The following is a 24,222-nucleotide window of genomic DNA, read 5'->3' on the forward strand; positions in this document are numbered from 1 at the left end:
TAATTGCGGTGCGCAACTTTATTTCTTAATTCAAAGGTAGGTAGTTATGAATTCTCAACAGTTAAGAGACTATTCTCGTCAAACGGTTCGTTTACTTGGCATGCTTGATAAGCAGTGTGGCGATGTCGACCTCACTCCAGTCCAGGCTCATACTTTTGGTGAAATCCAGTTACAGCCAATCACCATCAACCAATTGGCGCAGCAACTCAACGTAGATAAATCCAATGCTAGCCGCACTGTCACGGGTCTGATCAAGCTTGGTTTAGTTAAGAGCCTAGAGAATCCAGCAGACAAGCGTAGCCAATTAATCGCCCTAACCGCTCAAGGTGTTGATGCGTTATCTCAACTCGACCAGCAGCAAAGCATCTTCTTTGAAAAAGTACTTTCGGCACTCAATGACAACGAACAACAACTGCTTAAGCAAGGACTTGAGAGCTATTTAAAAGGGCTAACGAAAGCATGCCAAGCCGATGAGTTTGTATTACGCCCACTCACAGAGTCAGACAACCAACAATTAGCCGAAGTCATTCGCCAAGTTTCGGCTGAGCATGGACTCACAGAAGATAAAGGCTATGGCGTGGCCGATCCGACACTCGACGATATGTACTCTGTCTATAGCCAAGCGAATGCAATGTACTGGGTTATCGAACACAACGGAAAGATCGTCGGAGGCGGTGGCTTTGCCCCTCTAGCAGGTAAACCCAATGTGTGTGAGCTGCAAAAGATGTACTTCTTACCGCAAACTCGAGGGCAGGGCCTAGCCAAGCGAATTGTCGCTTTGAGCTTAAAGCAAGCCAAACAACTTGGGTATCAACACATGTATCTAGAAACGACGGAATGCTTAGGTGCTGCGGTCAAACTCTATGAGAAGCTTGGGTTTGAGCACCTTGACTCAGCTTGGGGAGAGACAGGCCACGACGCTTGTGAGGTTGTCATGGCCAAATCGTTATAAGTAGAATACACCGCTATAGCGAAAGAAGATGGCGCTAAAATACAAGGAGTTAACGTAGAAAGTTACTGACGCAAGAGGTTGGGTTCAAGGCAACAAAAGAACTCTCTTCTTGCCCATCAAGTACCACTTCTAATGGGTATAGATGCTTAGGGTTAGGATTCTCAATATCAAAAATGATAGGAGCTTCGACCTGGAACACGACGCCAGTATGTTCAGCGCGCACATCAATCGGCATTACGAGAGTCATACCATTAAACTTGATGGATGCCGATACTAACCCCGCCTTTAGCGTTTGATAGATAACATCCACTTTAAACTCACAGCCGCCACCGTGGTGCCAGATCTGCTCTGTGACAACTTGCTCTAGCTTGACGTTTCGAACGAACTGCAGGTATGGCGCTTGCCAAATCCCGATACGTGAATCAGATTTAGCGATAGCTTGTGAAGAGATAGACTCATCCATGTCTTCTTCAAGCAATAGGCTCTCCTCTTCTTCAAGGAAAAGGATCTCGAAACGGTTTCGGCCGGACTGCATATAAGGACGGATATCTTTACGGTATTCAGCTTGGCTGCCATCACAATCAAAAACAGCCACACCATTAAGTCGAACTTCAGCAAAGTAATCGACTCCTGCCATCACTAACTCAACAAATGGACACGCCAACATAGCGTCATCTACTTCGATGTCGTGCATCAGGTGCCACTCTTGCTCTGCAATTTCATTTTCACTCAAGCTATCAGGTAGCTTTGAGCTTAACGGAGCCGGAAAAGTGATGTCATCTTGTGGGATAGAGAGATCCGTCAGTGGCGAAATTTGCCAAAGACCATCGAGAAGCAACCGCATATCATTCCTTGAGCTAGATCAATTTTGACCGCATTATAATGAATGAATGCATATAAAGACATTTATTTTTCTGAGGGCAAAAAAATGCCAGCTCGAGGCTGGCATTTTTTAAAATTGGGAAAGAATTACTCTTCGCCTTCATCATCTTCGTCTGGGTAGATAGCATCTTCACCTTCGTAGTAAGTGCCCCAGCCGTCGTAGATAATGTCAAACTTCTCTGCAAGGTTTACAAGCTTCTCAACTTGCTCATCAATCGCTTCTGCATTCAGAGTACATTGCATCGTTGCATCACAACAAAGTAGCTTATTGCCATCTTCGTCTTCTGTCTCTTCAGCTTCAAGCACTTCAAAGCCCATTTTGAATGCTTCAACAACCGCTTTCTCAAGCACATCGAAATCTTCAGCAAATAGGTGATGCTCGATATCGTATAGAGCTTCAGGATCGCTACCATCTTCAATTAATGCTGTAATGATGTCGCGAGTCTCTTCCTTTTGAAATTCAATTAATTCCGCTACTGATAGATATTCATCTTCGTGAGACATGTGTCTGCTCCAGAGTGTTGACTATGAAAAGATCAAATTTGATTGCCACGAAATATGGCACGGATCGTCCAGAAAAGCCACCCAGATCAAGCCTAGAAAGGTAAGTTTATCGCGAGATCGCAGCGCCAATATCAATTCAAAAGTGAAATCAAAATCACAGAAACAAATTTTCAACATTTTATTAACCGCGCCGTATTTTAGCATTTCGTTTTTGTGGCCACTTTAGAGCTTATTGAATAAAACTTGCGTGATTAGTCACGTTAGGTGCATACGCTAAACCGCTTTTTGGGTGCATAAATCCTCAGCTTGTTATCAAAAAGTGCATAATAGTGAATAAAAAATCACGATTAATAAGCAAAATTCAATTCTAACAAGCCACGAATTGAGCATAGATCCTCAAAAACGTTGTTCCGTTCGATAGCCAGTTAGTTGGAGTTTAATCTGTATAAACTTAAAAATTACAGGTTTTATGACCAATTATTAGCCAAATACCTTGTATTAACTCAATCTACAAAACTTGCATATTACGGACAAGCTTGTCATAAATAGACGCTGGATTAATAGTAAGGATGCAAAATGAGTAAGCTGTACGTTGGCTCCGAAGTCGGTCAATTGAGACGAGTTCTCCTAAATAGACCTGAAAGAGCACTCACCCACCTCACCCCTTCAAACTGTCATGATCTTCTATTTGATGATGTACTTGCCGTTGAAGCCGCTGGTGAAGAACATGATGCCTTTGCAGAAACGCTGCGCAGCCAAGACGTAGAAGTGCTACTGCTGCACGACCTGCTAGTAGAGACGCTTGCCGTATCTCAGGCTCGTGAGTGGTTGCTGAATACTCAAATCTCAGATTTCCGTTATGGGCCGACTTTCGCCCGTGACTTGAGAAACTACCTTGCTCAAATGGATAATGAGCATCTAGCAACGATCTTACTCGGTGGCCTGGCTTACTCTGAGCTTCCTATCAAATCATCATCGATGCTGCCTAAAATGCATCGACCACTCGATTTCGTTATCGAGCCACTGCCTAACCACCTATTTACGCGAGATACTTCTTGCTGGGTTTACGGTGGTGTATCGCTTAACCCAATGATGAAGCCTGCACGTCAACGTGAAACGAACCACCTGCGTGCTATCTACCGCTGGCACCCAGTGTTCGCAGGCCAAGATTTCATTAAGTACTTTGGTGACGAAGACCTTCACTACGACAACGCTAACATTGAAGGCGGTGACGTACTGGTTATCGGTAAAGGTGCGGTACTGGTTGGTATTTCAGAGCGTACGAAACCACAAGGTGTCGAAAACCTAGCGGCTAGCCTATTTAGATCAGGCCAAGCGAGCGAAGTGATTGCGATCGATCTACCAAAACACCGCTCTTGTATGCACCTTGATACGGTGATGACACACATGGATATCGACACGTTCTCTGTCTATCCAGAGATCGTTCGTAAAGACCTCGACACTTGGCGCTTAACGCCAAAAGAAAACGGCGAAATGCGTGTCGAGAAAGCTGAAAACTACCTGTCAGCGATTGAAGGCGCACTAGGCCTTGATCAACTGAAGATCATCACAACCGGCGGTGATAACTACGAAGCTGAGCGAGAACAGTGGAATGATGCAAACAACGTACTGACTGTGAAACCAGGTACAGTGATTGGTTATGAGCGTAATGTTTACACCAATGAGAAATACGATAAAGCGGGTATCGAAGTTCTAACGATTCCTGGCAACGAGCTAGGCCGTGGTCGTGGCGGCGCGCGCTGTATGAGCTGCCCTATCGAAAGAGATGGTATCTAAGTCAAAGAGCTCAGTTAAACCGACACAATAACTTATCTAGGCCAGTATTCATTTACTGGCCTTTTTTATCAAATCAATAAAATAAATATTCACAAATATAGCATTTTTATGTTTAACTAGATTCTTCATTGATTCTATATACGCAAGGAGCGAGAGATGGCCTTTAATCTTCGCAATCGTAACTTTCTAAAACTTCTCGACTTTACTCCTAAAGAGATTCAGTTTTTACTCGACCTGTCTGCTGACCTAAAAAAAGCTAACTATGCAGGCACTGAGCAGAAGAAACTCAACGGCAAAAACATTGCTTTGATCTTCGAGAAAGCATCAACTCGAACACGATGTGCGTTTGAAGTGGCCGCCTTTGATCAAGGTGCTCAGGTCTCTTACCTTGGTCCTTCTGGTTCTCAGATTGGTCAAAAAGAATCAATGAAAGATACGGCGCGTGTATTGGGGCGTATGTACGATGGCATCGAATATCGTGGTTTTGGCCAAAGTATCGTTGAAGACTTAGGCGCTTATGCGGGCGTGCCAGTTTGGAATGGCTTAACCGATGAGTTCCACCCTACTCAGATTTTGGCTGATTTCCTCACTATGCTTGAGCATGGCCGCGGAAAACATCTGCACCAAATCAGCTTTGCTTATCTAGGCGATGCACGCAATAACATGGGTAACTCTCTGTTAGTCGGTGCCGCGAAGATGGGCATGGATATTCGACTTGTCGCACCTAAAGCGTTCTGGCCAGAAGAGCTGCTTGTCGAAGAGTGCCAAGCTATCGCGCAAAGCACAGGTGCCAAAATCACTCTAACGGAAGACGTTGCTGAAGGTGTTAAAGGCTGTGATTTCCTTTATACCGATGTTTGGGTTTCAATGGGCGAGGCGCCAGAAGCTTGGGACGAGCGTGTTGCGGTTATGACGCCTTATCAAGTGAACATGGATGTTATTAAGCTCACTGGTAACCCTCAAGTGAAATTCATGCACTGCTTACCTGCTTTCCACAACAATGAAACCGTGATCGGCCAGCAAGTCGCGGATAAGTATGGAATGAACGGTTTAGAAGTTACTGATGAAGTCTTTGAATCGGATTACTCAATTGTGTTTGATGAAGCTGAGAATCGCATGCATACCATCAAAGCGGTAATGGTTGCGACACTGGGTCAATAGCGAATACTGAAAGTAAACAAAAGCTTGATGTAATCGCTTGCGCTCACAAATTGAAAGCGTATAATTCTCGGCAATTTGTCTGAGAGTAGTGAAAATGACGCCAAGCAATGTTGTGATAAAACATAATGATATTGTGAAAACACATAATAAAATTGTGAAAACACCAAATATTGCTCGTAAGCTAAGATGCTTACCAGGCCGTCTATTCTGCTTTTCAGCACTTTTTTAAAGCCTCCCATTATGGGGGGCTTTTTTATGGCCAATACATTATTGTGGGGAAGAAGATCATGGCGAATTCGCTCTATCAAAAGCACATCATCTCAATTCCAGAGCTTTCTCGTGAAGAGCTAGAATTAATTGTTCAAACGGCAGGTCAGCTAAAGGCTGAACCAAACCCAGAACTCATCAAGAACAAAGTTGTTGCCAGCTGCTTCTTCGAACCTTCTACGCGAACTCGTCTCTCTTTTGAAACTGCGATTCAACGCATCGGTGGTGATGTGATTGGTTTCGACAGTGGTGGTAACACTTCACTGGCGAAGAAAGGCGAAACGTTAGCGGACTCGGTACAGGTTATCTCTTCATACGTTGACGCTTACGTGATGCGTCACCCTCAAGAAGGCGCAGCGCGTCTGGCTTCTGAGTTCTCAAACGGTGTACCTGTTATTAACGCAGGTGACGGCGCAAACCAACACCCAACACAAACGTTATTAGACCTATTCTCTATCGCTGAGACACAAGGCCGCCTCGACAACCTAAACGTTGCATTCGTTGGTGACCTTAAGTACGGCCGTACGGTTCACTCGTTGACTCAAGCACTAGCGAAGTTCGACAACATCTGTTTCTACTTCGTGGCTCCAGAAGCACTGGCGATGCCAGACTACATTTGCGAAGAGCTTGATGAAGCGGGCATCAAGTACCAACTATTGACGGACATGGAAGATGTGATTCCTGAGCTTGATGTCTTGTACATGACTCGAGTTCAAAAAGAGCGCTTCGATGAGTCAGAATATGCGCACATCAAATCCGCATACATCCTGACCGCTTCAATGCTGGAAAATGCACGCGATAACTTGAAGGTTCTGCACCCTCTTCCTCGCGTTGATGAAATTACTGTCGATGTCGATAAAACACCTTACGCTTACTACTTCCAGCAAGCAGAGAATGGTGTTTACGGTCGTGAAGCATTGCTAGCCCTTGTTCTTAACGAAACGCTGTAGAGGAGAGATATCATGTCTAAAGAGACTCAATTAAAAGTTGAAGCAATCAGAAACGGTACTGTTATCGACCATATCCCAGCCAATATCGGGATCAAGGTGCTAAAACTGTTCGACATGCACAACTCTCATCAGCGCGTGACGATTGGCCTAAACCTGCCGTCTTCTGCACTAGGCGGAAAAGACCTGCTCAAGATTGAGAATGTATTTATCACAGAAGAACAGGCGAGCAAACTGGCTCTTTACGCGCCTCACGCAACAGTGAACCAAATCGAAGATTACGAAGTGGTTAAGAAGCTACCACTAGAACTTCCTGAGCAAATCAACGATGTGTTCGAGTGTCCAAACACCAACTGTATTACTCACAATGAACCGGTTGAAAGCAGCTTTAAGATCTTTGAAAAGAAAGAAGATATTCGATTGAAGTGTAAGTATTGCGAAAAAGTCTTCTCTCGCGAGATCGTGACAGAAAGATAACGTCATACGGCAAAGAAGACCGAATGTAAAAACTATCAAATACCTCGCCTGTGCGGGGTATTTTGCGCTTTACCTATCCAAAGTTTGAAGGCACACTGAAAATTGATTTTTATCTAATAACTGATGGAATAAACCAATGACTAAAGTACTTCACACAGAATCTGCTCCAGCTGCAATCGGCCCATACGTACAAGGCGTTGACCTTGGCAACATGGTACTGACTTCTGGTCAAATCCCAGTAAACCCAGCAACTGGTGAAGTATCTGCTGATATCGCAGAACAAGCTCGCCAATCCCTAGACAACGTTCAAGCGGTTGTTGAAGCTTCAGGCCTGACTGTAAAAGACATCGTAAAACTAACGGTATTCGTTAAAGACCTAAACGACTTCGGCACAGTAAACGAGGTTTACGGCAAATTCTTCGATGAGCACGGCGTTGCAAACTACCCTGCACGTTCATGTGTTGAAGTAGCTCGTCTACCAAAAGATGTAGGTATCGAGATCGAAGCTATTGCGGTTCGTAAATAGGTTTTAACCTCTAGAATAAACACCTTCTAATAAACGACTTAGCAGTAATGCTGAATGTTTATTAGATACAAAAAAAGGTTGCCTAGTTGGCAACCTTTTTTATTGTTCATCGTTTCGCTTAGATAATTACTTTTTATTAAGCTCAACCACTTCTTTGTCTAACTCTTCAAGCTTAGCAGCCATCTGATCACGAGCTAGGTTAGCCAGTTCACGAACATTAGACTTGTCGTAGCCTTCAGTGCTGATTGGTGGCAGCATTTCAACAATCACGTGACCATTGTTCCAACGGTTTAGCTTCACGCCACCTGTTGAGCTACACACGATAGGGATGATAGGCAAGCCAGCACCAATCGCAGCATGGAATGCACCTGTTTTGAATGGCAGCAGACCACGGCCACGAGAACGAGTGCCCTCAGGGAACATCCAAACTGAAACATCGCTCTCTTTTAGACTCGTCACGACCTGATCAATCGTACCTACCGCTTTGCTGCGGTTAGCACGGTCAATTAGGATGTTACCCGTCAACCAGTAAAGCTGACCAAATAGAGGCATCCACACTAGGCTTTTCTTACCAACCGTCACCACTTTTGGCGTTACCGCAGATGAAATCGTGAATAGATCCCAGCTGTTTTGGTGGTTCGCTACATAAACATGTTGGCCGCGAGAGTATGCATCTTCTGGGATGCGAAGCTCTAACTTCATGCCGAAGATCTTCGACATGCGACCGAAATAACGGCCAAAGGTAAATACGTGTTTCGGGTTGCGTGGACTTAATAGGCAGTAACCACAACCAAATACAAACATAAGAATCGCAAATATCGCCACTGCGAAAATACGTAATATTGCTATCATTTTGTTCCTCACCGACCGCCAATTTGATTCATCTATTCGCGCAAAAATGAGCAATAGATTTACTTGCGGTAAATACAACTATAAAAAAGCCGAAACCAAGGTTCCGACTTTTATGTTTTCATCTTACTGATTCATGAATCCACTAACCTAGGTTAGCTCGACTCACGAAATCGTGTAATGTTTGCGCCTAAGGCTGACAATTTATCTTCAATCTTATCGTAGCCACGATCGATGTGATAAATACGGTCAACGATGGTTTCGCCTTGAGCGATACAGCCAGCAATCACAAGGCTTGCAGATGCGCGAAGGTCCGTTGCCATTACTTGAGCGCCGCTCAGTTTTTCCGTTTCACCACAGATAGCCGTGTTGCCTTCGATTTCGGCTTTTGCACCCATTCGCTGTAACTCAGGAATGTGCATAAAGCGGTTTTCAAAGATAGTCTCAGTGATAACACCACTGCCCTTCGCCATCATGTTAAGCAGAGTAAACTGTGCTTGCATGTCGGTTGGGAAGCCAGGATGAGGTGCTGTTACGATTTTCACCGCTTTCAGCTCACGACCTGTCATATCAAGGCTGATCCAGTCTTCGCCCGTTTCAACCTTCGCACCCGCTTCTTCAAGCTTCGCTAAGGCAGCTTCAAGAAGATGAGCGTTGGTGTTGCGACAAACCACTTTACCGCCAGAAACAGCAGCAGCAACCAGGAAAGTACCTGTTTCAATACGGTCAGCAACCACAGAGTGTTGGCCACCACCAAGACGTTCAACGCCTTCGATAGTAATCGTATCTGTACCTGCGCCAGAAATTTTAGCACCCAGTTTGTTTAGGAAGTCAGCCGTATCAACAATCTCAGGCTCACGCGCTGAGTTATCAAGTACTGTTGTTCCTTCCGCTAGCGTTGCTGCACACATGATAGTAATGGTGGCACCCACACTTACTTTATCCATCACGATGTGCGCGCCTTTCAGACGGCCATCAACACTTGCTTTCACATAACCATCTTCCAACTTAATGGTCGCACCTAGTTGCTCTAGGCCGTGGATATGTAGATCAACAGGTCGAGCACCAATTGCACAACCGCCTGGAAGTGACACTTGGCCTTCACCAAAACGAGCGACTAGAGGACCTAAAGCCCAGATAGAAGCACGCATTGTTTTCACTAAATCGTAAGGCGCACAAAATTCATTAATTTCGCTGCCATCAACATGAACACTACCATTACGCGATACTTTTGCGCCTAAACGCTTAAGCAGTTCCATCGTAGTATCGATGTCACGTAGGTGAGGAACGTTACTTACTTCTACTGGCTCTTCAGCAAGAATTGAAGCAAATAAGATAGGTAGCGCTGCATTTTTTGCGCCTGAGATCGTCACTTCACCGCTTAGCGGCTTATCCGATCCAATAACTCGAAACTTTTCCATCATAAACCTTAAAGTGACATCAGTTTCTTATCACGTTCCCACTCTTCCGGCGTGAAAGCCTTAATAGAAAGAGCATGGATGTCATTGCGTTGAATGTATTCCATTAGTGGGCCGTAGATTAGTTGCTGCTTCTTAACTCGATTCATGCCGTCAAAACATGGATCAACCGCAACAACTTCGTAATGACTGCCTTCCCCTTTCACGAAAATTTCCTGAAGGTTTAGTGCTTCTGCTAATAATTCTTGTACTTGTGTGCTGTCCACAAATAGCTCCTGCCTAATTTTTTATGTGTTCTGCCATCATTGGCTGGATATTGCTCAATTGGAACAACGTTCGTAATTGTTCTGGCACGAAACTGAGCATTATATGACAGTTTTGATTTTTTGCATGCTCTAATAAGTGAATTAGCATCACCATTCCTGCTGAATCGACACGATTTATATGGCTAAGGTCAATTTCAACGCTCGATTCCGCCGTTTGCCACTTTTCCAATATACGCCAGATTGCAGGGACACTGTCTCGGTCGATATCACCGAGCAGCTGATATTCTTTAAAGCTTAGTGCTTGCCATTGAGAATGGCTCATTATTTGTTACTCTCAAAACGAATTGGTTGTGCGGCTAATTTCTCTAGTTCGTCAGCAACTTGTAAGATGCCTTCTTGACGAATCTTAGTATTCCACTCCGATTGCTTGCTCGACAACAAGCTAATACCTTCGGCAACCATATCAAATGCTTTCCACTCGCCAGATTTCTTGTCTTTGCGAAGCTTAAATTCAAGCTTAATGTTTGGTCGCGGCGTATCGATGATGTCGACCTTGATACTGGTAATGCGGCTATCCGCTTTGATTTTTGGTTCTGGACCAAATTCAATCGTCTGATCTGTGTATTGAGTCAGCACTTGGGCATAAGAAGAAACCAGGTATTTACGGAATGAATCGATAAACACGCCCACGTCTTTTCTATCCGCGCCTTTCAAGTTTGGTCCAAGTAACTTAAGAGCTGCATATTGTGCATTCACATAAGGCATCAACTCTTCTTCCACGATGACCTTCAATAACTCTGGATCTTGGTGGATGTTGTCTTGTTCACTCTTCAAACGCTCAAATGCCACTTCGGCAACTTGAGTCATCATCTGGTAAGGCTGAGTACGGTCAATCGATTCTGCAGCAAAGGCTTGGGTAGAAATAAGCAACGCCATTGCCGCCATAAACATTGATTTCAAGTAACCAATAGCTTTTAAATGACTAATAGTTTTCAACATCATCTTATTCCTTAGCTTCGCTGTCATTAGAACCACCAACGCTATACAGCACTTGGCCAATCAAATCTTCTAGTACTAATGCTGACTTGGTGTCTTCAATTGCATCACCATCGACCAGCATCTCTTCATCATCAAAAATGAAGCCTGGAACCAGACTAATGTACTGCTCACCAATTAATCCAGACGTTAAAATTTGAGCGCTAGAGGTATCTGGAAATTGTGAGTACTTCCCGTCAATAGAGAGTTCAACGACAGGAAGGTAGCTCTCGGTATCGAGCTCAATGCTTTTAACTCGTCCAACAACGACGCCACCCACTTTCACTGGAGAACGAACTTTTAGGCTGCCAATGTTGTCAAAGGTCGCTTTTAGATTGTAAGTATGGTTCGAACCTATGCCTTTTACGTCAGCGACTTGAAAGATCATGATTAAGATTGCGCAAATTCCGGCAATAACAAAGGTGCCGACCCATAATTCTAATTTTCGAGTTTGTTGCATGATTAATTCCCAAACATCAATGCGGTAAGAACAAAATCTAGCCCTAGTACCGCTAGAGAAGAGTGCACTACAGTGCGTGTGGTTGCCTGACTGATACCTTCTGAAGTCGGTACTGCGTCATAACCATTGAAAAGTGCGATCCAAGTTACGGTGATAGCGAAGACCATACATTTGATCATGCTGTTACCAATATCTCGGCCAAGCTCAACTGAAGACTGCATCGCAGACCAAAAACTGCCGTGATCAATGCCTTTCCAATCAACACCAACCAGTTGACCGCCCCAAATACCTACCGCCATAAAAATCATAGCAAGCAATGGCATTGAGATAAGCCCGGCCCAAAGACGTGGTGCAATAATGCGTTTAAGAGGGTCAACGGCCATCATCTCAAGGCTTGAGATCTGCTCTGTTGCCTTCATTAGACCAATCTCTGCAGTGAGTGCTGAACCGGCTCGACCTGCAAATAATAACGCAGTTACCACAGGCCCCAACTCACGTAACAGTGAAAGTGCGACCATTTGGCCGAGGTTACCCTCAGCACCGTAGTCAATTAACACGACATAGCCCTGCAGGCTAAGCACCATGCCAATGAACAGACCCGAAACTAAAATAATAGCCAATGACTGAACGCCAACGCTATAAAGTTGTTTTACTAATAAAGGGAAGTTTTTTAGTCGCGGGATGCCAAACAAAGCCCCAAATAACATCAGGCTTGCTCGACCAAATGACTCACAGATCGCAAGTGTACGCTTACCGACACCCGCAATAGTTTTAGCAATCATATTAAAACAAATCCTTTTCTAAGCTCTTTGCTGGGAATCTAAATGGTACTGGGCCATCGGCTTCACCTTGCAAGAATTGCTGCACTCTCGGATCGCTATTGTTGTACAACTCGTCAGGGGACCCAGCAGCAATGATCTTGCTATCTGCCATGAGGTAAACCCAATCAGCAATACTCATCACCTCTGGCACATCGTGAGAAACAACAATCGAGGTTAAGCCCAAGGCTTGATTGAGGTTTCGGATCAATTCAACCAATACGCCCATAGTGATTGGGTCTTGGCCAACAAACGGCTCATCGTACATGATAAGTTCTGGATCCAGCGCGATCGCACGAGCTAACGCTGCTCGTCTCGCCATACCGCCGGACAACTCACTCGGCATTAATTGCGCTGCCCCTCGTAATCCTACCGCTTCAAGCTTAAGTAATACGATGGTACGAATGAATTTTTCATTAAGTTCAGTGTGCTCTCGCAGCGGAAACGCCACATTATCAAAGACATTGAGATCCGTAAAAAGCGCACCCGATTGAAATAGCATGCTCATTTTCTTACGTGCTTGATACAGCTTTCGACGTGATAATGCAGGGATATTGTCGCCATCAAACCAAACTTCGCCTTCATCTGGCGGCAGTTGCCCACCGATCAAACGCAGTAAAGTCGTTTTGCCGATCCCAGACGGCCCCATGATTGCGGTTATCTTGCCTTGAGGCACCTCTAAACTGATGTCGTCAAAGATAACGCGCTCACCGCGTGAGAAGCTGAGGTTCTTAACTTTCACAAGCTCAGTGTTCAACATATTTTTGTTGTTTCCTTGCTTTAAAAAACGCCAATTATGGCTGCAATAATAATGAGTCTACTTTAGAATTAAAAGCACTGTTCAATTAATTCATATTAGACAGGAATCTATGCAGGGATTTGAAAGCATTAGAAAATTATCTATTGAGCTCTCTTTCTTGCCTGCTAACTGGTAATTAATTTGCCGAGTGACTTCCCTTTTATCTAGCAACAGGTCAGAATTAGCGGTTAATTCTCCGTTTTTTATTAATTTTTTAGGAATCATCATGCTTGAAGCGATTGCGTTTCTTATTATCGGTCTAGGTTTTTTGGTGTGGAGTGCAGATAAGCTGGTTTACGGCGCCGCTGCTCTTGCTCGCAACTTCGGTATCTCACCACTAGTTATCGGTATGACGATCTTAGCAATGGGGTCTTCGGCTCCTGAAATGATGGTTTCTGCGACAGCAGCCCTTGATGGCAAAACAGATACTGCTGTAGGTAACGTATTAGGCTCAAACATCGCCAACATTGCGCTGATTTTAGGTATTACCGCTCTAATCAAGCCGTTATCGATTAGCTCTGGCGTGATTCGCCGTGAACTACCATTAATGATTGGTGTCACTTTATTAGCTGGCGCACTGCTTTGGGATAACCATTTAGGTTTCTATGAAGGCGTGTTGTTGTTTGTTCTTTTCGCCGCTTTCTTATTTGCCATGCTGCAAATCAGCCGCAGTGAGAAGAAGAACGGTGATGCCTTCCTTGACGAGCAAGAATCAGAAATCCCAGAGGGCGTAAGTAACCCTAAAGCCGCAATGTGGGTCGTGATTGGTCTGATCATTCTGCCTTTGGCTGCTGATATGCTGGTTGATAACGCTGTAATCATCGCGAAATACTTCGGCATGAGCGATCTTGTCATTGGTCTAACTATCATTGCCGTAGGTACTAGCTTGCCTGAGCTTGCAGCATCACTAGCCGGCGTTATGAAGGGTGAAGATGATATGGCTGTAGGTAATATCATTGGTTCAAACGTATTCAACATCCTTGCTGTTATGGGTATCCCGGGCATCCTGAACCCTTCGATCTTGAGTGAGTTCGCTATGGGTCGTGACTTCTGGGTAATGCTAGGCGTATCGCTACTGCTTGTTGTGATGGCACTAGGGAAATCTCGTAGCGTGAATCGTATTGAAGGCGGCGTGTTAATTGTGACTTTCGTGGCCTACCAAAGTTACCTACTAATGAACATGTCGGCTTAATTGTTGATTTAACTTCCCGTACTTGGAGTATTTGATGTCTCAGCCATTTGATTACCGCAGCGTTGCAAAACAAGTTTTGGAAACCGAAGTTGTAGGTCTCACTCAATTAGACCAATATTTTAATGATGATTTTTGTAAAGCTTGCGACCTTATCCTGAACAACAAAGGCAAAGTCGTTGTGATGGGCATGGGTAAGTCAGGCCACATTGGCAACAAAATCGCAGCAACATTGGCAAGTACCGGGACATCAGCTTTCTTTGTACACCCAGGTGAAGCAGCGCATGGCGATCTAGGCATGATCGAACCTGGTGATATTGTGATTGCAATATCCAACTCAGGCGAATCGGGAGAAATCCTCAGCCTATTCCCGGTATTAAAGCGTCTTAACATCAAAATCATCAGCATGACGGGTAAGCCAGCATCAAACATGGCAACCTTGTCTGATATCCATTTACAAATTTCAGTACCGGAAGAAGCTTGTCCACTGGGCTTAGCACCAACAACAAGCACCACGGCGACTTTGGTCATGGGTGATGCATTAGCCGTTGCACTTTTGCAGGCTCGAGGCTTCACCGCTCAAGACTTTGCCCTGTCTCATCCTGGCGGCGCTTTAGGTCGTCAACTGCTGTTGAAACTGGACGACATCATGCACACAGGTGACGCACTCCCTGTTGTGGCACCGGATGCGCTAGTTCGAGACGCTCTATTAGAGATTTCGCAGAAAGGCTTAGGCATGACAGCTATCGTTGGTGAAGATGGCCAAATGGCCGGTATTTTTACCGATGGTGATTTACGCCGAATCTTAGACAAACGCGTTGATATCCATAACACGCAGATTGGCGATGTGATGACACTAAACCCGACAATCGCCGAGCCAAACATGCTCGCGGTTGAGGGCTTAAACTTGATGCAAGCGAAGAGCATCAATGGCCTGATGTTATGCCAAGAAGGTAAATTAGTCGGAGCGTTAAACATGCATGACTTACTGAAAGCAGGAGTAATGTAATGACACAGACAGTCGAAACTCTATACGGCACTGTTAACTCAGATGTATTTGCAATCGCAAAAGAGATCAAACTGCTAATTTGCGATGTCGATGGTGTCTTCTCTGATGGTCGCATCTACATGGGCAACAACGGTGAAGAGCTGAAAACTTTCCACACTCGTGACGGTTACGGCATAAAATCACTGATGAACGCTGGCATTGAAATCGCGATCATCACGGGTCGTAAGTCTCAAATTGTTGAGAATCGTATGACCGCTTTAGGCATTAAGCTGATTTATCAAGGTCAAGACGATAAAGTTAAGGCATACCAAGATATTTGCGATAAGCTTTCTGTAAACCCTGAAAATACAGGTTACATCGGAGACGATCTGATTGACTGGCCTGTAATGGAAAAAGTTGGCTTGAAGGTCTGTGTGGCAGATGGTCACCCGCTACTTGCAAAGCGTGCAAACTACGTGACAACCATTAACGGTGGACATGGCGCGGTACGCGAAGTCTGCGACCTGATTTTACAAGCAAGAAATGAACTCGACGTGCATAAAGGTTTAAGCATATGAGTTTTACTCGTATTATCTATTTAATACTCATTTTTATTGCCTCTTGGTCGACCTATTACCTGTACGACAAAGAGCAAACATCAACGATACAAGTAGCTCCAAACTTGGAGCTACCCACGTTTAGTGGCAAAAGCCTGAACAACATTAGCTACGACGAAAGCGGTATTCGCAGCTACCAGGTTGAATCGACGTATTTAGAACACTACTCAGTGGTTGGCGATACGCACTTTCAAAACCCAGTTCTTTCGGTATTCCGTGAAGGGCACACGATTGAATGGCAAGTCACCGCTGATCGCGCGATTATGGATGAGAATCAAGTTGTCACTTTTTATGACAACGTCGTGGCAAAGAACCTGTTGCCAGAAGCCAGCTTCGATACAATGACCACTGATAAAATGGTTGTTGAGTTGCCTAGCCGAGATTTTTATTCAGATACTCCGGTCCATATGATCGGTACATTTTTTGAAACTGAGGGACAAGCAATGAAAGGTAACTTCGGTACCAACAATGCTACCCTCTTTAATTCTGTTCAAGGTAGATATGAAACTCTTACACCTTAGTTTATTCGCTTTGACCCTTGCGGCACCAAATGTCTATGCTCTGTCTTCGGATAGCGAGCAACCTGTCTACATTGACTCAGACAGCCAGCAATTGGATATGAAAAGTAACCAAGTGACTTTCCTTGGTGATGTGAACCTTAAACAAGGCAGCATCAATATCAATGCCGATAAGGTTATTGTTACTCGTAACGCCGTAAATGGTGAGATTGAAGAGATTCAAGGCTTCGGTAAGCCAGCAACCTTCTCTCAGCTTACTGACGACGGTAAGACACTCTACGGTGAAGCTGATGACCTACATTATCAGCTTATTGCCGACCGACTGATCATGACCAAAAATGCGATGCTATCTCAAGATGGCAGCATCATTCGTGGCTCTAAGATTACCTACCAGATCGGTTCTCAGAAATTAGTCGCTGACAGTGGTGAAAACAAACGAGTGTCAACGGTTTTACAACCAACGGAAGTGAATAAGTAACGATGGCTGTTCTTAAAGCAAAAAACCTAGCGAAAACCTACAGTAAGCGTAAGGTTGTTACCGATGTAAGCTTACAGGTAGAGTCAGGCCAGATCGTCGGTCTGCTTGGACCTAACGGTGCCGGTAAAACCACGTCTTTCTATATGATTGTTGGTCTAGTTGCGCGTGATGAAGGTACCATCAGCATTGATGACCGAGACATTAGTATCTTGCCAATGCACAGCCGTTCTCGTCTTGGTATCGGTTACCTGCCTCAAGAAGCATCGATTTTCCGTAAGTTGTCTGTCGAGAACAACATCATGGCGGTTTTACAAACCCGTGATGAAATGACCAACGAACAACGCCAAGATAAGCTGGAAGACCTGCTAGAGGAGTTCCACATCCAACATATCCGCACCAGCAATGGTATGGCTCTGTCAGGTGGTGAGCGTCGTCGTGTAGAGATTGCTCGTGCACTCGCAGCAAACCCGCAGTTCATTCTATTGGATGAACCATTCGCCGGTGTTGACCCGATCTCAGTAATCGATATCAAAAAAATCATTGTTCACCTGCGCGATCGCGGCTTGGGCGTTTTGATTACCGACCACAACGTTCGTGAAACATTAGACGTGTGTGAAAAAGCTTACATCGTAAGCCAAGGACACCTGATCGCTGAGGGTACTCCTGAAGATGTTCTCAATAACGAACAAGTTAAACAAGTTTATCTAGGCGAACAATTCCGTCTATGATTATATAGAGAGTATCGAGAGTTCTAAGAATAATAACTAGGTAAGTCACACTGAATGAAACCCTCATTACAACTTAAGCTAGGCCAACAGTTAGCAATGACTCCTCAATTGCAGCAAGCGATTCGTTTGTTGCAATTGTCTACTTTAGATTTGCAGCAAGAGATCCAAGAAGCACTTGAATCTAACCCACTACTCGATGTCGAAGAAGGCAATGAAGATACGCCAACATCGGAAGAAAAACCTAGCAGTGACGAAAAAGAAACAGTTGAAGCCACAGAGCAAGACTTACCTGATAGCTCAGACTTAATCGAAAAATCAGAGATTGGCAACGAACTAGAAATCGACACAACGTGGGAAGACGTCTACAGCGCAAACACCGGTAATACGGGTATTGCGATTGATGACGACATGCCGGTTTATCAAGGCGAAACTACTCAAAGCCTGCACGATTATCTACTTTGGCAACTCGACTTAACACCATTCACTGACACCGACCGAAGCATCGCTTTTGCACTAATAGATGCCATCGATGACTATGGCTACCTCACTGTAACTTGTGAAGACATCCTTGAAAACTTCGACAATGAAGAGATCGAGCTTGATGAAATTGAAGCCGTACGTAAACGAATTCAGCAGTTTGACCCGCTAGGTGTCGGTTCAGTCAACCTGCAAGATTGCTTGTTACTGCAACTGGCAACCTTTCCCCAAGATACGCCTTGGCTCAACGAAGCTAAGTTAGTACTTACTAGCCATATCGACCAACTCGGCAATCGCGATTACAAACTGGTTATCAAAGAGACCAAGTTGAAAGAAGCAGAACTACGTGAAGTTTTGCAGCTTATTCAACAACTGGATCCTCGCCCTGGCAGTAAGATTACCCCGGATGAAACTGAGTATGTGGTTCCGGATGTATCTGTCTTCAAAGACCTTGGCAAATGGCTAGTGACCATTAACCCTGATAGCGTGCCTAAGCTGAAAGTGAATCAGCAGTACGCTGATCTGGGTAGTAAAGGCAACAGCGCCGACAATCAATACATCCGCTCAAATTTGCAAGAAGCAAAGTGGTTAATTAAAAGCCTAGAGAGCCGAAATGAGACGCTACTCAAAGTTGCGCGATGCATTGTTGAACATCAGCGTGATTTCTTCGAACATGGCGAAGAAGCGATGAAGCCAATGGTCCTTAATGATGTTGCGTTAGCTGTTGATATGCACGAATCCACGATCTCTCGTGTGACGACTCAAAAATTCATGCATACGCCACGTGGCATCTTCGAACTCAAATACTTTTTCTCAAGCCATGTCAGCACTGACAATGGCGGTGAATGTTCATCTACAGCTATTCGCGCACTCATTAAGAAGCTTGTCGCAGCGGAAAATACCGCGAAGCCTCTAAGTGATAGTAAGATTGCTGCTTTACTGGCTGACCAAGGAATTCAGGTAGCTAGACGTACCATAGCGAAATACCGTGAGTCTCTGGGCATTGCCCCATCGAGTCAGCGTAAACGCCTGCTATAAGCTCATTTAGTCGCTAGTGACTTAGCAACTATAATCAGGCAACCAACTGAAAAGGAAAGTCTATGCAAATCAATATTCAAGGCCATCACGTTGATCTTACCGATTCAATGCAAGACTATGTTCACACCAAATTCGACAAACTTGAGCGCTTCTTTGATCATATCAATAGCGTTCAGGTTGTTTTAAAAGTTGAGAAAATCAATCAAATCGCAGAAGCTACCCTGCATATAAATCAGGGGGAAATCCATGCGACAGCAACAGATGAAAGCATGTACGCCGCGATTGATTCATTGGTTGATAAACTCGTCCGCCAACTCAACAAGCACAAAGAAAAGCTAAGTAGTCACTAACATGCAATTAAGCGAAGTACTTTCATTGGACTGCACCAAAAGTGCAGTCCAATGCACAAGCAAAAAAAGAGCCCTTGAGCTCATCAGTCAGATCGCAGCAGAAAGCTGTGGTCAAGATTCAACAGAACTGTTTGAGTGCATGTTGAGCCGTGAAAAAATGGGCAGTACAGGTATTGGTAATGGCATTGCTATTCCTCACGCTCGTATGAATGTCAGTGATAAAGCGATTGCTGTATTACTGCAATGCCAAGATCCCATCGAATTTGATGCGATTGATAATCGTCCTGTCGACCTACTATTTGCCCTGCTTGTTCCAAGTGAACAGTGCAAGGAGCATCTAAAAACCCTTTCTTGTATGGCAGAGCGACTCAACGACAAGCAGACTCTTAAACAGTTGCGTAATGCTCAAAGCGATCAAGAGCTTTACGACATCATGATTCAAGTGCCAACTTGCGAGTAATAACATGCGATTAATCGTTGTTAGTGGCCAATCGGGGGCCGGTAAAAGTGTTGCGCTGCGAGTCCTTGAAGACTTGGGGTATTACTGTGTCGATAACCTTCCAGTAAACCTGCTCAACGACTTCGTCGAATCGGTACGCGAGATCAATCAAAACGTCGCCGTTAGCATTGATATCCGTAACCTCCCGAAAGAGCCTCAGTTAGTCACAGACATGCTAGAACAGCTAGACTCTGCCACTAATATCGATGTGAACGTCTTGTTCCTAGATGCGAGCAAGCAGACGTTACTCAAACGCTACAGCGAAACACGCAGAATTCACCCTTTATCGATCGGCCAAGAAAAGCTCTCTCTTGAGCAAGCGATTGATTTAGAGAAGACACTCCTGACACCTCTCGCAGAGCACGCCAGCATTGTGATTGACAGCAGTGACTGCAACCTCTACGAATTGAGTGAAAAGGTTCGTTTTAAAGTTGAAGGCAAAGAGAAGCAAGAGCTGATCATCGTCTTTCAATCTTTCGGTTTTAAGTATGGCTTACCAAGTGATGCCGACTACGTGTTTGATGTTCGCTTTTTGCCGAACCCTCACTGGGAACCCGCACTACGACCACTAACCGGTCTAGATGCTCCAATTCACTCCTTTCTAGAAGAACACTCAGAAGTTCTGGAACTCAAGCAACAGATCCAAGGCTTTGTTGAACAGTGGTTACCAATGTTAGAGAAGAACAATCGCAGTTACCTAACAGTCGCGATTGGCTGTACTGGCGGCAAACACCGCTCGGTTTATCTAACTCAGAAAATTGGTGAGTACTTCGAGCAACTTGGCCATCAAGTTCAAATCAGACACGCCTCCCTAGAGAAGCACCAACAGGGCTAACCATGGAATTAACTCGAACTGTACTGATCCAAAACCGCTTGGGTCTTCACGCTAGAGCAGCCGTAAAGTTGGTTGAGCTTGCACAAAGCTTTGATGCAACCATCACGATCCATAGCGAAGAAGATAAAACAGCGACAGCAGACAGCGTAATGGGGTTGCTTATGCTGGAATCAGCGCAAGGGCAACATATTACTATTCAAGCAGCAGGCACCGATTCACAGCAAGCACTGGATGCCGTCTGTCATCTCATTGAAGACAAGTTTGATGAGGGTGAGTAGCGAAAACGCTTCACTCGCAACGCCTAAGACTCAAACAACGCACCAACCAATATTAAATCTTAGTTCTATCTAAGTTTATGATTTAAATAAGCCCCAGAATTAAGTTACTATTCCAACCATTGTTAGAATAATGAGATAGGAGGAAAATATGGCAGAGCAATTAGAATTCGACCAAGCTCACCAAACCCTCCAAGAAGTCAGCGAAGCCCTAGAAAACGGCCGATTTGTTCACGTACGCCGACAACTTCAGGACATGGAGCCTGAAGATATTGCACACCTTTTAGAAGCCTCCCCTCGCAAAAGTCGTGACGTACTCTGGCAACTCACCGATCCTGAAGACTACGGTGAAATTCTTGATGAACTAAACGAAGACGTCAAAGATGCTCTTGTGTCGAAAATGGCACCGGAGACCTTAGCAGAAGCAACTGAAGGTATGGAAACCGATGACGTCGCGTACGTACTTCGAAGCCTACCCGACGATGTTTCTCGCGAAGTCCTTTCTCAAATGGACTCCGTCGATCGTGCATTAGTTGAAACTGCCCTGTCGTACCCTGAAGATTCAGCGGGTGCGATAATGAACACCGACGTAATCACAATTCGTGGTGATGTCGATGTTGACGTTGTATTGCGCTACATGCGTATGCGTGGCGAACTGCCTGATGCAACTGACGCTCTGTATGTTATTGATGAAGAAGAACGTCTTATCGGTAACCTATCGCTTACTACACTGGTAACGACTCAGCCTGATGTCGCAGTTTCCGAGGTGATGGAAGATGCAGACGAAGCGATCGCGGTTGAAACCAGCGCTTCCGACATTGCGAGCCTGTTCGAACGTCGTAATTGGGTTTCAGCGCCAGTAGTCGATAGCAATCAACATCTTGTTGGTCGTATCACCATCGATGACGTGGTTGATGTTATCCGTGAAGATGCCGAGCACTCAATGATGAGTATGGCGGGTATGGACGATGACGAAGATACCTTCGCACCAGTCGTAAAATCCGCTCGTCGTCGTAGTGTGTGGCTTGGTGCTAATGTTCTTGCTGCGCTGGCTGCCGCATCAGTATCGAATATGTTTGAAGCAACGCTCGACCAAATGGCAGCGATTGCAGTACTGATGACGATTGTACCTTCGATGGGTGGTGTTGCCGGTAACCAAACCGTTGCTCTTGTGATTCGTGGTTTGGCACTCGGTCATATCGGTGACAGTAACAAACGCGAATTACTACTCAAAGAGGCGGCCATCGGCTTCCTAAACGGCGTGTTATGGGCTGTTATCATTGGTGGTATTGTGGTTGCTTGGAAAGGTAACTGGATACTGGGAGGCATCATCTCAGCGGCAATGATGACCAACTTGATTGTCGCTGGTATCGCCGGTGTAACCATCCCGGTAATGCTGAAAAAGATGAATATCGATCCAGCACTTGCGGGCGGTATGGCTCTGACCACAGTAACCGATGTTATTGGTCTATCGGTGTTCTTAGGCTTAGCAACCATACTTATCTAGCTTGATTACCGACTCGGTAAATACAAAAAGGGAGCCATTGGCTCCCTTTTTTAATGCGTCAGATTTAAATCTCATGTTTAAACTTGGAGTTTAAACTGAAGCAAATTACTCACCCGCGACTTTCATCGACTCAAGCAGGATAGAACCCGTTTGAATTTGCGAACGTGTTTCTACGTCGTTACCCACAGCAACAATCTGAGTAAACATGTCTTTTAGGTTACCGGCGATTGTGACTTCTGATACTGGGTATTGGATCTCTCCGCTCTCAACCCAGAAACCCGCAGCGCCACGTGAGTAATCACCCGTTACGGTATTAACGCCTTGGCCCATCACTTCAGTCACTAGAAAACCAGTGCCCAACTCTTTTAGCATCTGCTCAAAGTTTTGACCGGTCGATTTAACGAACCAGTTATGAATACCACCCGCATGGCCTGTTGGTGTCATGTCCATTTTACGTGCTGCGTAACTCGTCAGTAGATAAGTCGCCAGAACACCATCAGTGATGATTTCGCGATCTTGAGTGAACACACCTTCGCTATCGAATGGGCTTGAAGCCAAACCACGCAGGATATGTGGTCGCTCAGAAATGTTAAACCAGTCAGGTAGGATTTTCTGACCTAGGTGATCCAATAAGAATGACGACTTGCGGTAAAGGTTACCGCCACTGATCGCCATCACAAGGTGACCAATCAAGCCAGTAGCAACATCGTTAGCGAACATAATTGGGTATTGGCCTGTTGGTAGCTTTTTAGCATCCAAACGGCTGATGGTTTTTTCTGCCGCTTCTTGACCAACACGCTCAGGCGCCCATAGCTCATCACGATGACGTGCAACGGTGTAGCTGTAGTCACGTTCCATTTCACCATTAGCGCCTTGTCCAATCACACAGCAGCTCGTGCTATGGCGACTTGAGGCGTAGCTTGCTAGTAAGCCATGGCTGTTACCATAAACCTTAACACCATAATGACTGTCGTAGCTTGCACCATCACTTTGCTTGATCTTGTCGCTATAAGCTAGCGCTTGCTTCTCAGCAGCAATTGCAATCTCAGCGGCATAGTCAGGGTTTGGTTCATCAGGGTGGAAAAGATCCAAATCTGGAATTTCTTTTACCATGTATTCTTTTGCGGCAGGACCTGCAAATGGGTCTTCAGAAGTGTACTGAGCGATATCAAGCGCAGCCGCTACTGTTTGAGCAATTGCCTTTTCACTCAGATCAGATGTAGATGCGCTGCCTTTTTTCTGGCCGCGGTAAACAGTAATACCTAGAGCACCATCACTATTAAATTCAACGTTTTCCACTTCACACATACGTGTTGAAACACTTAAACCCGTTGACTTAGTAATAGCGACCTCAGCTGCGTCTGCACTCACTGATGCCATATCCAACGCTTTAGCTACTGCGGCTTCTAGCTCAACTCTTTGCTGGGCGACTTGCTGTTTTACATCCATATCTATTCTAATTTTTTAGGTCAATATTACGTAGGATAACAAGAATTTCGCTTTCTCCCCAAGATTCTTGCTAAAATAGGCAATATATTCGTTTGAGATAGTGACATAGGCAGAAA

The 24,222-nt window shown here is 45.0% G+C and carries 29 protein-coding genes; 18 read left to right on the top strand and 11 right to left on the bottom strand.

Translation table 11 applies throughout. The annotated features are described in order from the left end of the window. The first annotated feature begins 46 nt into the window (after positions 1 to 46). A complete protein-coding gene (locus AB4484_RS22910; protein WP_372080551.1) occupies positions 47 to 952 on the top strand; it encodes a GNAT family N-acetyltransferase in 906 nt (301 codons plus the stop codon). Between the two features lie 49 nt (positions 953 to 1,001). Here the strand turns inward: AB4484_RS22910 and AB4484_RS22915 are convergent, their stop codons facing one another. Together AB4484_RS22915 and rraB are read right to left on the bottom strand one after the other, a co-directional pair. Continuing rightward, positions 1,002 to 1,796 (bottom strand): glycosyl hydrolase 2 galactose-binding domain-containing protein, encoded by a 795-nt coding sequence (locus AB4484_RS22915; RefSeq protein ID WP_050643246.1) that lies wholly within the window; start codon positions 1,794 to 1,796, stop codon positions 1,002 to 1,004. 125 nt (positions 1,797 to 1,921) lie between these two features. Then, positions 1,922 to 2,338, bottom strand: coding sequence for a ribonuclease E inhibitor RraB (gene rraB, locus AB4484_RS22920; RefSeq protein WP_017058930.1), 417 nt, complete (start codon positions 2,336 to 2,338; stop codon positions 1,922 to 1,924). A 576-nt stretch (positions 2,339 to 2,914) separates the two neighbouring features. Between rraB and arcA the strand changes: the two genes are divergently transcribed. From arcA to AB4484_RS22945, 5 genes are all read left to right on the top strand, one after another. Next, positions 2,915 to 4,135 (top strand): arginine deiminase, encoded by a 1,221-nt coding sequence (arcA, locus tag AB4484_RS22925; protein WP_017069412.1) that lies wholly within the window; start codon positions 2,915 to 2,917, stop codon positions 4,133 to 4,135. A 156-nt stretch (positions 4,136 to 4,291) separates the two neighbouring features. Further along, complete coding sequence (locus tag AB4484_RS22930) at positions 4,292 to 5,296, top strand: ornithine carbamoyltransferase (protein ID WP_372080553.1); 1,005 nt, start codon at positions 4,292 to 4,294, stop codon at positions 5,294 to 5,296. A gap of 287 nt (positions 5,297 to 5,583) precedes the next feature. Then, positions 5,584 to 6,513, top strand: a complete 930-nt coding sequence (gene pyrB, locus AB4484_RS22935; protein ID WP_372080555.1) for an aspartate carbamoyltransferase — start codon at positions 5,584 to 5,586, stop codon at positions 6,511 to 6,513. A gap of 12 nt (positions 6,514 to 6,525) precedes the next feature. Then, positions 6,526 to 6,987 (top strand): aspartate carbamoyltransferase regulatory subunit, encoded by a 462-nt coding sequence (gene pyrI / locus AB4484_RS22940; protein ID WP_017058927.1) that lies wholly within the window; start codon positions 6,526 to 6,528, stop codon positions 6,985 to 6,987. A gap of 136 nt (positions 6,988 to 7,123) precedes the next feature. Beyond that, positions 7,124 to 7,513, top strand: a complete 390-nt coding sequence (locus AB4484_RS22945) for a RidA family protein (protein ID WP_004735319.1) — start codon at positions 7,124 to 7,126, stop codon at positions 7,511 to 7,513. 126 nt (positions 7,514 to 7,639) lie between these two features. Here AB4484_RS22945 and AB4484_RS22950 read toward each other — a convergent pair whose 3' ends face one another. From AB4484_RS22950 to mlaF, 8 genes are all read right to left on the bottom strand, one after another. After that, positions 7,640 to 8,365 (bottom strand): 1-acylglycerol-3-phosphate O-acyltransferase, encoded by a 726-nt coding sequence (locus AB4484_RS22950; RefSeq protein WP_050622168.1) that lies wholly within the window; start codon positions 8,363 to 8,365, stop codon positions 7,640 to 7,642. A 152-nt stretch (positions 8,366 to 8,517) separates the two neighbouring features. After that, positions 8,518 to 9,783 (bottom strand): UDP-N-acetylglucosamine 1-carboxyvinyltransferase, encoded by a 1,266-nt coding sequence (gene murA, locus AB4484_RS22955; protein ID WP_048605883.1) that lies wholly within the window; start codon positions 9,781 to 9,783, stop codon positions 8,518 to 8,520. 8 nt (positions 9,784 to 9,791) lie between these two features. Next, the gene (gene ibaG / locus AB4484_RS22960; protein ID WP_372080557.1) at positions 9,792 to 10,046 is read right to left on the bottom strand and encodes a BolA family iron metabolism protein IbaG; all 255 of its coding nucleotides are present in this window, start codon (positions 10,044 to 10,046) and stop codon (positions 9,792 to 9,794) included. A 13-nt stretch (positions 10,047 to 10,059) separates the two neighbouring features. Beyond that, positions 10,060 to 10,368, bottom strand: a complete 309-nt coding sequence (locus tag AB4484_RS22965; RefSeq protein WP_050622167.1) for a lipid asymmetry maintenance protein MlaB — start codon at positions 10,366 to 10,368, stop codon at positions 10,060 to 10,062. After that, positions 10,368 to 10,997 carry a phospholipid-binding protein MlaC gene (locus AB4484_RS22970; protein ID WP_120459707.1) on the bottom strand — a complete coding sequence of 210 codons (630 nt, stop codon included), beginning with the start codon at positions 10,995 to 10,997 and terminating at the stop codon, positions 10,368 to 10,370. Before AB4484_RS22970 ends, AB4484_RS22965 begins: the two co-directional genes overlap by 1 nt. Positions 10,998 to 11,049: 52 nt before the next feature. After that, positions 11,050 to 11,541, bottom strand: coding sequence for an outer membrane lipid asymmetry maintenance protein MlaD (gene mlaD / locus AB4484_RS22975; RefSeq protein WP_046224439.1), 492 nt, complete (start codon positions 11,539 to 11,541; stop codon positions 11,050 to 11,052). 2 nt (positions 11,542 to 11,543) lie between these two features. Further along, a complete protein-coding gene (mlaE, locus tag AB4484_RS22980) occupies positions 11,544 to 12,323 on the bottom strand; it encodes a lipid asymmetry maintenance ABC transporter permease subunit MlaE (protein WP_008220420.1) in 780 nt (259 codons plus the stop codon). A gap of 1 nt (position 12,324) precedes the next feature. After that, entirely contained in the window at positions 12,325 to 13,119 is a 795-nt protein-coding gene (gene mlaF, locus AB4484_RS22985; RefSeq protein WP_048618660.1) for a phospholipid ABC transporter ATP-binding protein MlaF, read from the bottom strand. Between the two features lie 265 nt (positions 13,120 to 13,384). Here mlaF and AB4484_RS22990 point away from each other — a divergent pair, with 265 nt between their 5' ends. The 12 genes from AB4484_RS22990 to mgtE all read left to right on the top strand — a co-directional run bounded on the left by AB4484_RS22990 (position 13,385) and on the right by mgtE (position 22,657). Next, complete coding sequence (locus AB4484_RS22990; RefSeq protein WP_048612607.1) at positions 13,385 to 14,350, top strand: calcium/sodium antiporter; 966 nt, start codon at positions 13,385 to 13,387, stop codon at positions 14,348 to 14,350. 34 nt (positions 14,351 to 14,384) lie between these two features. Then, a complete protein-coding gene (kdsD, locus tag AB4484_RS22995) occupies positions 14,385 to 15,356 on the top strand; it encodes an arabinose-5-phosphate isomerase KdsD (RefSeq protein ID WP_372080560.1) in 972 nt (323 codons plus the stop codon). Continuing rightward, positions 15,356 to 15,913, top strand: coding sequence for a 3-deoxy-manno-octulosonate-8-phosphatase KdsC (kdsC, locus tag AB4484_RS23000; protein WP_017058916.1), 558 nt, complete (start codon positions 15,356 to 15,358; stop codon positions 15,911 to 15,913). The genes kdsD and kdsC overlap by 1 nt, the downstream gene beginning before the upstream one ends. Continuing rightward, positions 15,910 to 16,473 (top strand): LPS export ABC transporter periplasmic protein LptC, encoded by a 564-nt coding sequence (gene lptC, locus AB4484_RS23005; RefSeq protein ID WP_372080562.1) that lies wholly within the window; start codon positions 15,910 to 15,912, stop codon positions 16,471 to 16,473. The genes kdsC and lptC overlap by 4 nt, the downstream gene beginning before the upstream one ends. Beyond that, on the top strand, positions 16,454 to 16,948 hold the full coding sequence (lptA, locus tag AB4484_RS23010; RefSeq protein WP_048605896.1) for a lipopolysaccharide transport periplasmic protein LptA: 495 nt from the start codon (positions 16,454 to 16,456) through the stop codon (positions 16,946 to 16,948). The genes lptC and lptA overlap by 20 nt, the downstream gene beginning before the upstream one ends. Positions 16,949 to 16,950: 2 nt before the next feature. Then, positions 16,951 to 17,676: an LPS export ABC transporter ATP-binding protein gene (gene lptB / locus AB4484_RS23015; protein ID WP_004735304.1), complete on the top strand. Its 726-nt coding sequence runs from the start codon at positions 16,951 to 16,953 to the stop codon at positions 17,674 to 17,676. 54 nt (positions 17,677 to 17,730) lie between these two features. Beyond that, the gene (locus AB4484_RS23020; RefSeq protein ID WP_017058913.1) at positions 17,731 to 19,191 is read left to right on the top strand and encodes an RNA polymerase factor sigma-54; all 1,461 of its coding nucleotides are present in this window, start codon (positions 17,731 to 17,733) and stop codon (positions 19,189 to 19,191) included. A 62-nt stretch (positions 19,192 to 19,253) separates the two neighbouring features. Beyond that, positions 19,254 to 19,541, top strand: coding sequence for a ribosome hibernation promoting factor (hpf, locus tag AB4484_RS23025; RefSeq protein WP_009847742.1), 288 nt, complete (start codon positions 19,254 to 19,256; stop codon positions 19,539 to 19,541). 1 nt (position 19,542) lies between these two features. Beyond that, positions 19,543 to 20,001 (top strand): PTS IIA-like nitrogen regulatory protein PtsN, encoded by a 459-nt coding sequence (gene ptsN / locus AB4484_RS23030; protein ID WP_048605899.1) that lies wholly within the window; start codon positions 19,543 to 19,545, stop codon positions 19,999 to 20,001. 4 nt (positions 20,002 to 20,005) lie between these two features. Next, positions 20,006 to 20,875 carry an RNase adapter RapZ gene (gene rapZ / locus AB4484_RS23035; RefSeq protein ID WP_050052759.1) on the top strand — a complete coding sequence of 290 codons (870 nt, stop codon included), beginning with the start codon at positions 20,006 to 20,008 and terminating at the stop codon, positions 20,873 to 20,875. 2 nt (positions 20,876 to 20,877) lie between these two features. Then, entirely contained in the window at positions 20,878 to 21,153 is a 276-nt protein-coding gene (locus AB4484_RS23040; protein ID WP_017066670.1) for an HPr family phosphocarrier protein, read from the top strand. A gap of 148 nt (positions 21,154 to 21,301) precedes the next feature. After that, positions 21,302 to 22,657, top strand: a complete 1,356-nt coding sequence (gene mgtE / locus AB4484_RS23045) for a magnesium transporter (protein WP_048605905.1) — start codon at positions 21,302 to 21,304, stop codon at positions 22,655 to 22,657. A 105-nt stretch (positions 22,658 to 22,762) separates the two neighbouring features. On the opposite strand, the gene pmbA is transcribed toward mgtE, so the two are convergent. Next, positions 22,763 to 24,106, bottom strand: coding sequence for a metalloprotease PmbA (gene pmbA / locus AB4484_RS23050; RefSeq protein ID WP_372080565.1), 1,344 nt, complete (start codon positions 24,104 to 24,106; stop codon positions 22,763 to 22,765). Between the last annotated feature and the right edge of the window lie 116 nt (positions 24,107 to 24,222).

This window comes from Vibrio sp. 10N.261.46.A3, from assembly GCF_041472995.1.
GTDB classification, from domain to species: domain Bacteria; phylum Pseudomonadota; class Gammaproteobacteria; order Enterobacterales; family Vibrionaceae; genus Vibrio; species Vibrio coralliirubri.

Excerpts from the sequence above, each read along its gene's own strand:
- AB4484_RS22910 (WP_372080551.1), top strand. The coding sequence starts at position 47 with ATGAATTCTCAACAGTTAAGAGACTATTCTCGTCAAACGGTTCGTTTA.
- AB4484_RS22915 (WP_050643246.1), bottom strand. The coding sequence starts at position 1,796 with ATGCGGTTGCTTCTCGATGGTCTTTGGCAAATTTCGCCACTGACGGAT.
- rraB (WP_017058930.1), bottom strand. The coding sequence starts at position 2,338 with ATGTCTCACGAAGATGAATATCTATCAGTAGCGGAATTAATTGAATTT.
- arcA (WP_017069412.1), top strand. The coding sequence starts at position 2,915 with ATGAGTAAGCTGTACGTTGGCTCCGAAGTCGGTCAATTGAGACGAGTT.
- AB4484_RS22930 (WP_372080553.1), top strand. The coding sequence starts at position 4,292 with ATGGCCTTTAATCTTCGCAATCGTAACTTTCTAAAACTTCTCGACTTT.
- pyrB (WP_372080555.1), top strand. The coding sequence starts at position 5,584 with ATGGCGAATTCGCTCTATCAAAAGCACATCATCTCAATTCCAGAGCTT.
- pyrI (WP_017058927.1), top strand. The coding sequence starts at position 6,526 with ATGTCTAAAGAGACTCAATTAAAAGTTGAAGCAATCAGAAACGGTACT.
- AB4484_RS22945 (WP_004735319.1), top strand. The coding sequence starts at position 7,124 with ATGACTAAAGTACTTCACACAGAATCTGCTCCAGCTGCAATCGGCCCA.
- AB4484_RS22950 (WP_050622168.1), bottom strand. The coding sequence starts at position 8,365 with ATGATAGCAATATTACGTATTTTCGCAGTGGCGATATTTGCGATTCTT.
- murA (WP_048605883.1), bottom strand. The coding sequence starts at position 9,783 with ATGGAAAAGTTTCGAGTTATTGGATCGGATAAGCCGCTAAGCGGTGAA.
- AB4484_RS22965 (WP_050622167.1), bottom strand. The coding sequence starts at position 10,368 with ATGAGCCATTCTCAATGGCAAGCACTAAGCTTTAAAGAATATCAGCTG.
- AB4484_RS22970 (WP_120459707.1), bottom strand. The coding sequence starts at position 10,997 with ATGTTTATGGCGGCAATGGCGTTGCTTATTTCTACCCAAGCCTTTGCT.
- mlaD (WP_046224439.1), bottom strand. The coding sequence starts at position 11,541 with ATGCAACAAACTCGAAAATTAGAATTATGGGTCGGCACCTTTGTTATT.
- mlaE (WP_008220420.1), bottom strand. The coding sequence starts at position 12,323 with ATGATTGCTAAAACTATTGCGGGTGTCGGTAAGCGTACACTTGCGATC.
- mlaF (WP_048618660.1), bottom strand. The coding sequence starts at position 13,119 with ATGTTGAACACTGAGCTTGTGAAAGTTAAGAACCTCAGCTTCTCACGC.
- AB4484_RS22990 (WP_048612607.1), top strand. The coding sequence starts at position 13,385 with ATGCTTGAAGCGATTGCGTTTCTTATTATCGGTCTAGGTTTTTTGGTG.
- kdsD (WP_372080560.1), top strand. The coding sequence starts at position 14,385 with ATGTCTCAGCCATTTGATTACCGCAGCGTTGCAAAACAAGTTTTGGAA.
- kdsC (WP_017058916.1), top strand. The coding sequence starts at position 15,356 with ATGACACAGACAGTCGAAACTCTATACGGCACTGTTAACTCAGATGTA.
- lptC (WP_372080562.1), top strand. The coding sequence starts at position 15,910 with ATGAGTTTTACTCGTATTATCTATTTAATACTCATTTTTATTGCCTCT.
- lptA (WP_048605896.1), top strand. The coding sequence starts at position 16,454 with ATGAAACTCTTACACCTTAGTTTATTCGCTTTGACCCTTGCGGCACCA.
- lptB (WP_004735304.1), top strand. The coding sequence starts at position 16,951 with ATGGCTGTTCTTAAAGCAAAAAACCTAGCGAAAACCTACAGTAAGCGT.
- AB4484_RS23020 (WP_017058913.1), top strand. The coding sequence starts at position 17,731 with ATGAAACCCTCATTACAACTTAAGCTAGGCCAACAGTTAGCAATGACT.
- hpf (WP_009847742.1), top strand. The coding sequence starts at position 19,254 with ATGCAAATCAATATTCAAGGCCATCACGTTGATCTTACCGATTCAATG.
- ptsN (WP_048605899.1), top strand. The coding sequence starts at position 19,543 with ATGCAATTAAGCGAAGTACTTTCATTGGACTGCACCAAAAGTGCAGTC.
- rapZ (WP_050052759.1), top strand. The coding sequence starts at position 20,006 with ATGCGATTAATCGTTGTTAGTGGCCAATCGGGGGCCGGTAAAAGTGTT.
- AB4484_RS23040 (WP_017066670.1), top strand. The coding sequence starts at position 20,878 with ATGGAATTAACTCGAACTGTACTGATCCAAAACCGCTTGGGTCTTCAC.
- mgtE (WP_048605905.1), top strand. The coding sequence starts at position 21,302 with ATGGCAGAGCAATTAGAATTCGACCAAGCTCACCAAACCCTCCAAGAA.
- pmbA (WP_372080565.1), bottom strand. The coding sequence starts at position 24,106 with ATGGATGTAAAACAGCAAGTCGCCCAGCAAAGAGTTGAGCTAGAAGCC.